This is a genomic window from Dyadobacter flavalbus (genome assembly GCF_006149045.1).
In the GTDB taxonomy this organism is placed as follows: domain Bacteria; phylum Bacteroidota; class Bacteroidia; order Cytophagales; family Spirosomataceae; genus Dyadobacter; species Dyadobacter flavalbus.
In genome coordinates this window covers 1-12,118 of record NZ_VBSN01000076.1, presented here as the reverse complement: position 1 = coordinate 12,118, position 12,118 = coordinate 1, and the positions used below count along the sequence as shown (strand labels likewise).

The 12,118-nt window shown below is 46.1% G+C and carries 9 protein-coding genes; 4 read left to right on the top strand and 5 right to left on the bottom strand.

What is annotated here, in order from left to right; genetic code table 11:
• Positions 1-59 precede the first annotated feature (59 nt).
• Positions 60-818 (top strand): class I SAM-dependent methyltransferase, encoded by a 759-nt coding sequence (locus FEM33_RS25310; protein WP_139014766.1) that lies wholly within the window; start codon positions 60-62, stop codon positions 816-818.
• A gap of 118 nt (positions 819-936) precedes the next feature.
• The gene (locus tag FEM33_RS25305; protein WP_139014765.1) at positions 937-1,527 is read left to right on the top strand and encodes an outer membrane beta-barrel protein; all 591 of its coding nucleotides are present in this window, start codon (positions 937-939) and stop codon (positions 1,525-1,527) included.
• 80 nt (positions 1,528-1,607) lie between these two features.
• On the opposite strand, the gene FEM33_RS25300 is transcribed toward FEM33_RS25305, so the two are convergent.
• Both FEM33_RS25300 and FEM33_RS25295 read right to left on the bottom strand, forming a co-directional pair.
• Positions 1,608-2,756 (bottom strand): FAD-dependent oxidoreductase, encoded by a 1,149-nt coding sequence (locus FEM33_RS25300; RefSeq protein ID WP_139014764.1) that lies wholly within the window; start codon positions 2,754-2,756, stop codon positions 1,608-1,610.
• Between the two features lie 165 nt (positions 2,757-2,921).
• Positions 2,922-5,258 carry a GH92 family glycosyl hydrolase gene (locus FEM33_RS25295; protein WP_229214413.1) on the bottom strand — a complete coding sequence of 779 codons (2,337 nt, stop codon included), beginning with the start codon at positions 5,256-5,258 and terminating at the stop codon, positions 2,922-2,924.
• A 105-nt stretch (positions 5,259-5,363) separates the two neighbouring features.
• Here FEM33_RS25295 and FEM33_RS25290 point away from each other — a divergent pair, with 105 nt between their 5' ends.
• Together FEM33_RS25290 and FEM33_RS25285 are read left to right on the top strand one after the other, a co-directional pair.
• Positions 5,364-6,206: an MBL fold metallo-hydrolase gene (locus FEM33_RS25290; protein WP_139014763.1), complete on the top strand. Its 843-nt coding sequence runs from the start codon at positions 5,364-5,366 to the stop codon at positions 6,204-6,206.
• A gap of 8 nt (positions 6,207-6,214) precedes the next feature.
• On the top strand, positions 6,215-6,994 hold the full coding sequence (locus FEM33_RS25285; protein WP_139014762.1) for a patatin-like phospholipase family protein: 780 nt from the start codon (positions 6,215-6,217) through the stop codon (positions 6,992-6,994).
• Positions 6,995-6,999: 5 nt separating this feature from the next.
• Here FEM33_RS25285 and FEM33_RS25280 read toward each other — a convergent pair whose 3' ends face one another.
• The 3 genes from FEM33_RS25280 to FEM33_RS25270 form a co-directional block, all read right to left on the bottom strand.
• Entirely contained in the window at positions 7,000-8,361 is a 1,362-nt protein-coding gene (locus tag FEM33_RS25280; protein WP_229214412.1) for a vanadium-dependent haloperoxidase, read from the bottom strand.
• On the bottom strand, positions 8,345-11,725 hold the full coding sequence (locus FEM33_RS25275; RefSeq protein ID WP_374756452.1) for a VCBS repeat-containing protein: 3,381 nt from the start codon (positions 11,723-11,725) through the stop codon (positions 8,345-8,347). Before FEM33_RS25275 ends, FEM33_RS25280 begins: the two co-directional genes overlap by 17 nt.
• A gap of 100 nt (positions 11,726-11,825) precedes the next feature.
• Positions 11,826-12,118 (bottom strand): RagB/SusD family nutrient uptake outer membrane protein (locus FEM33_RS25270; RefSeq protein WP_139014760.1); only part of this gene is annotated, 293 nt, incomplete at its 5' end.

Below are 12,118 nucleotides of genomic sequence, written 5' to 3'. Positions count from 1 at the left end.
TTTCCCGCAGGCCTGAGTTTTTTGTACCATATTTTCCTGAACAGAAAACCAGAAATTTCATGAAAGACAATTTTTCAAAACAGGCCGATGCATATGCAAGGTTTCGTCCCACTTATCCGGATGAAGCTTTTGACTTTATACTTTCTACTGTAAAAGCCAAAGATGCTGCCTGGGATTGCGGAACCGGAAACGGTCAGCTTGCAGCAAAACTTTCCGGACATTTTACTTCCGTTTTTGCAACGGATATCAGCGAGAAACAGCTTGGTAATGCGGTTAAAAGAGATAATATCCAGTATATTGTTGCAAGTGCCGAAGAAAACAGCTTTACCGAAAACCAGTTTGACCTTGTGACAATTGCGCAGGCCATTCACTGGTTTAACTTCGACAATTTTTATGCGAAAGTACGCTCGGTACTTAAAAATGACGGCATCATCGCAGTAATCGGTTATGCATTGCTGGAAATTGATGAAGCAACAGACAAAGTTGTCCAGAAATTATATACAGATATTCTAGGGCCATACTGGGACAAAGAGCGGGAATATATCAACAAAAGATACACAACAATCCCGTTTCCGTTTGATGAAATAAAATCAGATCAGCAATTTGCGCAGATCATGAAATGGAGTGCCGACGATTTGATGAATTATATGAATACATGGTCTGCAGTGCAGCATTACATTGAAAAAAACAATAGCAATCCCGTTGAACTGATTGCAGAAGAACTCCACAGAACATGGGGAAATGATCCTAAAAAAAATATCCGTTTTCCTACACTGCTGCGGATCGGAAAAAGCCTAAAACAGCGGCCGGGAGCCTGAGAAGACTCAGGCTTTAACCTAAACGCCTGGGAAGAAACAGGCCTGAACTCAGGCACAATAATTGATAAGGCAATTGATGTAAAATTAATTCTTCAATCGACTATAATCTCTAAAATCAATGAAAAACATCTTTTGTACGTTTGCACTCATGCTGCTCGGCAGCATATTGTACGGCCAGGCTTCTGCCCAGCCTTCCATTTCTTTACACGGATCATACGGATTCTCGGATCAGGGAGATATTTCCAATGGACTTTATGGCGGCGGAGCGCAGCTTCGCTTTTTTCTTGGCCCAAGAGTAGCTGTCGGTGCCACTGCAAAAGTATTTACCGAAGACCTGGAAATTACACCGAGTACAGCATCAGTTGAAACGTCCAGTTCCATCATTCCGATTTCCGGATTGATCGAATATTATTTTACAGACAAAGGAATCCGTCCTTATCTGGGAACAGAAGCCGGTGTTTACTTTTTGAAACTGAAAAGCGGTGACCTGAAAGCAACTGCGTCCAATTTCGGTATTGCGCCAAAAATAGGCGTTCAGATCCCGTTGGGAAAAACGTTTGGTGTATTTGCAGAAGGCGCTTATAACATAGTCTTCGGAAATGACAATACGCTGACTGTGGGAAATGCGAATAATGTTGATTTCAATAATTCTACCAAGTTCTTTACGCTGCAGGCCGGTATCATCATTGGTCTTGGAAGCTCATTCTGATTGCCGCTGATTTTCATTCCCGGGATTGTCTGGGAATGAAAATCAATTATCAATATGCTTCTCTTCTGAATCCGCCCGGATTAACCCTTCATTTCCTCCATCAGCTTTTGTAAAATACCCACGGTTTTTTCAGTCTGCTCTTTACTCGGTGTTGTGTCCCAGTTTCCGACTATGCCGTTGCTTCCGATAAATATGCCGTCTTTTCTAGAAATAAAATTGGCGCCTTGCGTGTAGAGTTTGTAATTAACTTCACTTTGCGGAATAAGGCATGAAAGCTGGCCGGAAACCGGCGTAAGTTCTTCGTCATTGAAAACAGGCTTTGCGCCAAGCCCCATGCAATTGACAACGACATTTTCCTGCAGCGCATCAATATCTTCCGGCTTTTTGATCTCCTGGATTTTCACTTTCCCGCCAAACATCATGAAATCCGTCAGCTGATGCCGCAGGTAAGTAGGAATGTTAAACATCAGATTGGAACGCCGCGTAACATGATTTGCTTTGAACGGATGCTCTTTGGAATCCAGCTTTACACGTTCCGGCAGCAATCCTTCAATCTCAAAATCTTCGCCACCGGCACCCGGCGTGTACACCGGCATTTCCCTGAAAACGCCGTATTCCTCCGCCCAGCAGGCAATTTCATTCATGCCCAGCAGAAACTGGAACCTGCGAAATGAAAACCGGGTGGCTTCTTCCCAGACAGTCCGGAATTCAGGTCTGGCCACTTTTACATCACATACACGCGACGCCGGCGACCAGGTGCCTGTTGCCAGATTACTTGTGATATTGGGCGGAACATCTTTTGTATAAATCGTGACTTCGCAGCCGCTTTCCTGCAATAGCCGCGCCGTTGCAATGCCGACCGTACCGCAGCCCAGAACCGCAATTTTCTTTTCGTTTGTAGCAAGCACATTTCTTCTTGCAATATTGCCCGTTCCCCACGACAGCGACCAGCCGCTGCCTCCGTGTCCGTAATTGTGAACAATTGTTTTGTTGCCAAGTTTTTCAACATCCAGTCTAGGACCGGAAGCACGAAACGGCCTTAAACCGACCGTTTCCTTTACAATACGATCGGTGGAAAGCCTTAGTTTGGGAATCTGGTGATAACCGCGGCTGATGTGAAAGTGTTTGTCGGGATATAATTGCTGGGATTTGGGCGCACAGGAAGCTGCAACCGCACCCATTGCAAAACTTGCAGGAACGGCTTTGGCAAAAAAATTTCTACGGTTCATCGGACTGGATTTAGAGAATAGATACAAACGAAAATTAAGCAACACAGCAAAGTATTGCAAACTTTGTATTGTATTTATGATCAACAGCCATATATTCTTTTAAATAGTAATATAAAGTCCAACTAATCATTTACATATTTCTATTACAAACCAATAATCATTGTTTTATTTCAGTTTGGTTTTTGAAACAGAAAAAGGTTCGTCAGCCGGTTGGGTACCCCGGGTTTTGCTGGGTTCCGTACCCATTTGCAAAACCAATTTTCCGCCGTTTACAACTTCATCATGTGTGAGGAAATTTTTTGTAAACACCTTGCCGTTCAAAGTAGCCGACTGAATATAATACGCTGACTCAGAAACGCCTTTTGCTTCAATAACAAACTTTTTACCATTACCCGAATGGATTGTTACTTCTTCAAAAACCGGACTTCCGAGCACATATTCCGGCGTACCGGGAGCAACGGGATAAAACCCGATCATACTGAACGCCAGCCAGGCCGACATTTGTCCGCCGTCTTCATTTCCGCTCAGCCCGCCGTTTCCGGTGTCATATTCCTCACGAATGATTTTTCTTGTCAGTTTCTGCGTTTTCCACGGCTGTCCGGCATATGCATACAAATACGAAATCTGATGGTTCGGCTCGTTTCCGTGCCAGTAATGACCTTGTTCAAAAAGCGTGTCCAGCTTGCTGGTAAATGCATTTCTGCTGCCTGCGGCGGACTGAAGCCCGGCAATGTCCTGCGGTACAAACCATGTATACTGAGCCGGCGAACCTTCGGTAATAAAGCTGGAACGCTTCACAAACGGATCGAAATCAGCAATCCATTTTCCATTTGCATAGCGCCCGCGCGCATAGCCCGTTCCCGGATCAATGACGTTTTTGTAATTCAAAGCCCTTTTTTTCAGCTTTGCGGCATCGTCTGTGAACCCCAAACCGGACGCCAGCACCGACAGGCAGAAATCATCATAAGCATACTCCAAAGTTCGGGAAACCTGTTCGCGTTTATGATAAGCCTGCCATACGCTGTCTTCCAGAGGAATATAGCCGTATCGGAGATAAGATTCCAGTGCTCTCCTGCCCTTTCCCGCTTCATAGCTTTTCGGATCGGCATTGACTTCAAATGCATTTTTTCTCAGAAAATCGTAAGCCGTTTTTACATCAAAATTCCGTACGTTCTTGATGTAAGCATCTGCCATAACCGACATGGCATGATCGCCGATCATGGCAGCGGTGTAATGGTTCCAGCAGGGAAAAATCGGCATCCAGCCGCCTTGCTCCGCTTTTTTGACAAGTGACTGCAACATATCCCCGGTTTTTTTCGGTTCCAGAAGAATATTTAAAGGCATAGCTGCCCGGAATGTATCCCATAAGCTGAAATCGCAGTAATAATCAAATCCTTCCGCATGCTGAACAGGCGTTCCGCCGGCAAAAGAAGGGTACTTCCCATCCACATCTGAAAAAAGCCTCGGCGACAGCTTTGTGCGGTACAAGGCGCTGTAAAACAGAATTTTGTCTTTTTCACTTCCTTTTACCTTCACTTTTCCCAAAGCCTCGTTCCATGCTTTTTCAGCAGACTTCCTTACCGTTTCAAAATCCTGATTTCCTGTTTCTTTTTCCAGATTCAGCCTTGCACCTTCCAGGCTTGTAAAGGAAGTGCCGATTTTTACCGAAACGACTTGCTTGCCAGAACCAAAACCAAGGTACGCTCCGGATTTAACCTTGTTCCCGTTTCCGGTCACGGACCTTCCCGCAGGTGAAACCGTATCGCCGCGCCAGACGCCAAACTGCTTGATCGGGCGGTCAAATTTCAGTACAAAATAGCCGCTGATACCGGCCGGCTGGCCTGCTCCCTGATAAATCCGGTGCACCGGATTGTAGCCGACAATTTCTCCTTTTTCCTTGAAAACTTCGATAAAAGCTTCCCCTTCATCGCTGTTTGGTTCAATAACGATAAATGATTCTTCACCGCTTTCGAAGCTGAACCGCATCATTGCCGCGCGCGCTGTTGCCGTCACTTCGGCATTGATCTGATATTTTTCCAGCCATGTTCCGTAATATGCCGGCGACGTTTTTTCTTTTTCATGCATGAAAGCAGAGGCCCGCTGATCCGCATCTGTAATCAGTTCGCCGGATAACGGCATGACCGTAAACGAGCCGTAATCCTGCACGCAGGAACCGTTGAGCCAGTGCGTACCGCGAAATCCCTGAAAGGTGGTGTCGTTATAATAATAGGGCGCAATGCATTTTGTTTCGGAAGCTCTTGTTTGCGGCGTCCAGTGCGTCATGCCGTTTGGAACGCCTGCGACAGGAATGGTTTGTCCTTTCAGTTCACTGCCTGCTTCGCTGTGCATGCGTGCGCTTTCGGTTGTGGACGGCGCCGTTCCGATTCTGGTTTCTACATATTCAATCAAGGGCTTTTCCTGCGCAGCAACATTCCTAATGCCAAACAGCATGCACATTAGAAAAAGGACGGGCAGAAAAGAAAACCGGAAATGCATGGTCATTTTTGTTCGTTTTAAAAGGGCAAAAGATCCCGAAAATATATTATGTTACGCTTCGCTTTCCGAAGTGCGCAATGTTTAAAGGTGATTAAAATCAACTTTTACCTTATGAAATTAAATATCATTGAAACCGGCTATTTCAAACTGGACGGCGGCGCCATGTTTGGCGTCGTACCCAAAACGTTATGGAACAGGCACAATCCGGCCGATGAAAATAATCGCTGCACATGGGCAATGCGCTGTCTGCTCGTGGAAGACAAAGGAAAACTCATTCTGATCGATACAGGACTTGGCGACAAGCAGGATCCGAAATTTTTCAGTCATTATGACCTGCACGGCGATGCAACGCTGTTTTCTTCCGTTTCAAAATGCGGTTACCGGCCCGAGGATATTACCGATGTCATTTTAACGCATCTGCATTTTGACCATGCCGGAGGCGCAGTCATTTATAATCCGGACCGTACAAAGCTGCTGCCAACTTTTCCCAATGCTGTTTACTGGTCCAATGAATCGCACTGGAACTGGGCCGTACATCCGAACCCGAGAGAGAAAGCTTCCTTTTTCAAGGAAAACATCATTCCATTGCAGGAATCAGGAAATCTCAGGTTTATTGAAAAAGGAATTTCGCCGTTTGCATCCATTGATTTTATCCATGTGGACGGGCATACCGAGCAAATGATGCTGCCGGTGATCAGCTATAACAATCAGAAAATCATTTACGCTGCCGATCTGATTCCGTCCTCCTTTCACATTGCTTTGCCGTGGGTTATGGGCTACGACGTGCGGCCGCTTCTGACGATGCAGGAAAAAGAGCAGGTTTTAAAAACGGCCGTTCAGGAAAATCATATACTGTTATTCGAACATGATCCGTTTTACGAAGCAGCGGTTCTGGAACAATCCGAAAAAGGCATTGTCATCCGTGAGCGCGGTGCATTAAGTGATTTTATTTAAATGAATGTATGAAAACCGGACTGGTTTTATCGGGCGGCGGGGCACGTGGAATTGCACACATCGGCGTTATTAAGGCACTTTTGCAAAATGGCATCCGGCCGGATATCATCAGCGGCACGAGTTCCGGAGCCTTTGTCGGGGCCATGCTGGCTTATGGCCATTCGCCGGATGACATTCTGGAAGCTGTTATCCGGACAAGTTTTTATCCTTATCTACGATTTGGCTTTGGCGCAAAAGGCTTGTTACGGATGAGCCGCATGGAAGCAATTTTATGCAAATACATTCCGGAAAACAGTTTTGAATCGCTGAAAATACCGCTGATTGTAACCGCAACGGACATTGTTTCAGGCGAAGAAGTTCATTTCAGAAAAGGCGTGCTGGCTACGCCTGTGCTGGCTTCCTGTTCCATTCCAGGATTGTTCAGTCCCGTGCTCTTTCAAGGACATTCGCTGGTGGATGGCGGCGTGCTCAATAATCTGCCCGTTGAACCGGTTCTGAATGAAGCCGAATTCATTATCGGTATGCACTGCAATCCGTTTGCATTGGACAAACCGCTGAAAACGACGTCTGAAATCGTGTACAGAAGCATGATCCTTGCAATGCACAGCAAAACAAAAGAACGTTTCAAAAAATGCAATCTTCTGATCGAACCGCCGGAACTCAGCCGTTACAGCATTTTCGATTTCCGGAAAGCACGCCAGTTATTTGATGTTGGTTACCGGTATACCATGGCATTATTACAGGAAGGCGCGGCTGAAAAAATGTACTCAGACGGATTATCAAAGTAACTTCATTACGGGACTTCCTGTGCAGTTCTGGCCATCAGCTCGTCAGCGGATTGATCCGTTTTGTTTCCCAAAGTCTGCAACACCCAGTTTCCGACCTGAAACCCTTGCTTCTGCCCGTTGGTAACAGCGTCCATAAAGTGAATGCCGCCATAAAACCGCGACATGCCCGATTCCTGCGCTGCTGCCAGAAAAGATCTGAACTTACGCGGTTTCAGGCCATAAGGTTCTTCTACTGTGTCAGTATATGCGAAGTTATCTCCAAAATAATGCGTGAGGATCAATGCTGCCGCAGAGGAAATTACAGAATGTCCGCTGAGGTATTCCGGAAAGGGCGGTGTCTGTAAAAATGGCTGCCACGACGGATCTATGTATTTGCGGATAGCAGTTTCGGGGCGGATGCGGTTGCTCCGGTATTTTTCGTCCCAGCAGGCCATGAACCCGTCCATCAAACCGATAGCTACCGAAGTTGTCACCAGCATTGTTCTGGAAAAATCCGATTTTGCCTGTCTGCATGCAATGGACGTAATTCCCATCCAGTGCGCGCCGGGCGATATCTTTTTCATTCCGACGAGCAAGTGACCTTTGTTTTCAAGTGCGAACGGATTGCAGTCCCAGAATGCGGCCATAACGCGATGTTCAGGTTCTTTCTGATCATCATAGTTCATTTTCATCAGCCTGAAAAATTCCGAATTTTTGTTTTCAGAAAATGCTGCCGGCGGGGCCGGACGGAACTGGGATGACGAATCCAGCGTAAATGCGCGTATCGTTTTAAAGTAAGGTTCTACCGGAGGAAAATACCCCGGTGGTGTCGGGTACCAGCTTCCGGTCGCTTTTTCAGGCTCGTAACGCGGGAAATTACTGATCTGATTATAGCGGTCGGCTTTGGCATATTTGAGAATCTGCTTGCTTATAGCTGCTGCATATTCCTGCGATCCGGCAATTACTTCATCGCTGAATCCCGCATGACGGCACGAATCGATCAGCTGATCCTGGTATTTTTGGTGAAGCATGCCCGAAGGCTGCATTTTTTTTGCAGTTTCAATCATGGCCAAAGCCGCTGCAAGCTGATAGGAATAAGCTTCAACTGCCGGTTTCTGCATTTCCGGATATTCATTCAGTACGCCATGCATGCTTTTGTAAGCCGTGTCATTCTGCGCCACAACTTCATAGCCGGCCAGGCATGCATATGCAAAGAAACGTGCGCCAAGCGGCGGATTCGTAACATCGTGCACCATTACGTCAGTCATGCGTGAGGTAATCTGCCCGATTGCCTGCGGACTGACATAATCCGGTTTTTCATTTTTTTTACAACTGCCAAGCAGCAATACAGCCGCTATCACAAAAGCAGCTTTACTGAACTTTATCAATTTTATATGCTTTTATTTCCTGCTGATTAATCCCGAACAACAATTTATTCCCGACTGGAAGTACGCTTCTGACATCGCCTTTCAGGCCCAGCCCGGATTTGTTCTGATCAATATACGTGAACTGTCCGCGGCCGTTCCCTTTTAGCAAAACGCCGTAATTGGCATCGTATTTGCCGAACCTTAATCTTGCCCGGCTTACATTGCCGCATAACAGCAAATCCTTTTTACCATCGCGATCGTAATCCAGCGGCGTAATGGTGTAAACCGGTGAAATCTGGGCCTGCAGAGGAAGGTTTTTTTCAGCAAACTTGCCGTTCGGGCTTCTTTCAAAGTAGGCCGTTTTCAGATAATTCGACTTCAATTCTTTTGCACCTTCCAGTTCCTCGGGTGTAAATATTTCCTTTACCGTAGCATCCGCATAGCTTTTGTAATCCTGAAAACGCGTACGCATGATGCTCATCTGATCCAGCAGTTCGTCTCTGGTAACGTACGGATAACTTTTCCCCTGAATATAAAAACTCATGATCGGATCAATCGCGCCGTTATCGTCAAAATCCTTGTAAATCATTTCAACAGGTTCGGAATCACTCGCCTTACATTGCGTATTCAGTCCCATATTCCCGAGAACCAGATCGGTTTTGCCGTCGCCGTTCATATCCTCGGCCAGAATTTTATTCCACCATCCACTATATGATTTATCGAAATAGTCAGTCGTTTTATTTTGCAGCTTTCCGTTTGTATTGATAAAAACCGTAACCGGCATCCACTCTCCGACTACGACCAAGTCCTGCTTTTTATCCCCGTTCAGATCCATCCACGCTGCATCCGTCACAAGCCCGATCCTTTCCATTTCCGCAGCCAGCGATGCAGTCTGATCCGAAAACCTTCCTTTTCCGTCATTGATCAATACATAACTTCTTGGCGTCTCCGGGTAACGGCCGGGAATAACGCGCCCTCCTACAAAAAGATCCGGTTTTCCGTCGCCGTTTACATCGGCAGAACGTACGCAGCTTGTACTGGTGAGCATCTTCGGCAATGCAGCAACGTCTTTCGTAAAATTTCCCTTTCCGTCATTGATATACAAACGGCTTTGCAGCAACGGATCTTCGGGCATAAAACTGGCGTAACCGCCGCTGCACACAAACAAATCCTGAAATCCGTCGCCGTTTACATCCAGAAACAAGGCGTCGGTATCTTCACTTTGCTTGTCTGCTTCCAGCGCCGGTACCGGTTTATTGGTAAAAGAACCGTTTTTCTGCTGTAAATATAGTTTTCCGGCTTCGCCCGATCCGCCGCCTGCAAATACATCTTCCAGCCCGTCACCGTTCACGTCGCCTTTAACCAGACAAGGCCCTGAAAACGAAATGGGATTGATCAGTAAGGGCTGGCGCTTGAAATCATTTGTTCTGATACCCGGATTTTTATACGCAACCGGCGACTGAACTGGCGTAAATACGGGCTCAGAGGTATTAGTTATGCTTTTCACAGATTTTGCTTCACTTTCAGAAAGTGTGAGCAGCTGATTTGTTTTCGGAGCAGTGATTTTTTGCTGTTTGCCGCTCAGCCAGACGATTGTCAAAGAATCAATTGCGCTTTCCTTTCCCAAACCAAAATGCAAGATTGGCGAAACGCTGGACTGATAACCGCGTGTCGGCATTTGTTCGAGATATTGCTTCTTTCCTTTTTGGTAAATCGTGATTTTTGCCCCGAGGCCTAGTGTGTTGTTTCCTGCTCCGTTCAGTTTTATTTTCAGGAAATTGTTTTTGAGCAATTTATCGCCGTCATTCTGATAAATGAATGCAGGTTTGTTGATATTATTGACAATCAGATCCAGATCACCGTCATTGTCCAGATCGGAATAAGCTGCGCCACCGCTGCTCGAAATGTCGCCCGTTCCCCATTTATCGGCAACATTCGTAAAAGTGAGGTTTTTATTATTCCGGAAAAGATAGTTTTTCATATTGGAAGAAGGCATCTGATATACAAGGTTCAGCACGTCTTCTCTTTTTACCTGGCCTTCGATCCTTTTTAAATGATCACCCATGAATTTGACAAAATCCATATTGGTGAAATCACGCAGGTTTCCGTTGGTTATATACAGATCTTTCCAGCCGTCATTGTCATAATCTGCAAAAAGCGCCGCCCAGCTCCAGTCCGTATTTGAAACGCCGGATAACTGCCCGACTTCGGAAAACAAGGGCGTTTTCGTGTTTTTACCTAAACCTTCATTCAGCTGCAGCATATTGCGCATGTACTGATGATGAAAGCCGACTTTAACATTGAAGTCAAAAAGTTCGTAATTATCCAGCCCGGAAAGCAGTTTCTGCCTGCGGTTATCTTCCGGCAGCATGTCCAGCGTAAAAATATCCGGCAGCCCGTCGTTGTTAAAATCGGCAATGTCGTTTCCCATGGAAGAATGCGAGGTATGGCCGATACCCGCTCCAATGACATCGGTAAACGTTCCGTTGCCGTTGTTGATGTATAGAAAATCCGGAACGGAGTAATCATTTGAAATATACATATCCTGCCAGCCATCCTGATTTACATCGGCAATCCCGATCCCGAGGCCGTAGGTCAAAGGTGAACTGTGGATGCCTGCTTTCTTGGTAATATCCGTAAAGTATGGCTCGTTTTTCCCTTTCTGGTCATTGCGGAACAACCTGACGCCGGTTACGGGATCATCTTTTTTTAGCAGATCGGCCGTACTCGCCTCGTCCAGAATCGGCAGTGATTTCGGATTGTGATTCAGCAGAAACATATCCAGATCACCGTCTTTGTCAAAATCAAAAAAAGCCGCCTGCGTACTGTTGCTTGGGTTGCCAAGACCGTATTTTTCAGCGGATTCTTCAAACTGCGGAATGCCCGCAGCGTTATTGCCCTTATTGATAAAAAGCTGATCTTTCAGGCTTTCGGGCGAAACATTTCCGGAGTAACACACATAAATATCCAGCTTTCCGTCACCATTCACATCCGCCATGGTTACGCCCGTTTTCCAAGGCCTTTCCCTTCCTCCGACAGCCGCAGCCATGGTTATATCCTCAAAAATCATCTTTCCTTTGTTCAGATAAAGTTTGTTGGAAACCATATTTCCGGTAAAGTAAATATCATCCAGCCCGTCGCCGTTGAGATCGCCGACAGCCACGCCGCCGCCGTTATAGAAGTATTCATACATCAACACGTTGGTATTAAGGCCTTCTGTCAGTGTATTTGCAAAATCAACCTTTGTTTTCTCGGGCGGCAAAAGGGTAAAAAGGCGCGGACCGCCATCAGCTTCTTTTGGTTCATCTTTACGCGAAGACTTGTCGCAGCTTGTAAAAATCGAAATGCTTGTCAGTAGAATTATTCCTGCTTTCAGAAATTGCATTCGCTTCATATCAGAAAAACGAAGGGTTGAATAGAAAAAAGAAACTATGCCTTCCCTCAAGAAGGCATAGTTTCAGGTAAAATTAGTCAATAAAAGATAACTATTTATCGTAACCGGGATTTTGCACGAGCTGTGCATTTCGGTTGATCTCGTCACGGCTGAACGGACGGAAGTACATCTTGTCGATCCAGGTCCGGTTCTCATGTGCTTTCTCCTCTACCGGCGTGTAGGTATAGTCATAAACGGTCGGATCGTAGCGGTAAGGCTCCTTCATCGACTTGCCCGGCTTGAACTTGCCCAGTACGGTGATGTAGGTCAACGGCCTTCCAAGTGTTTCCTTGGCGATCATCCAGCGGCGTGCATCATGGTAACGCTGCTCTTCATAGGCCATCT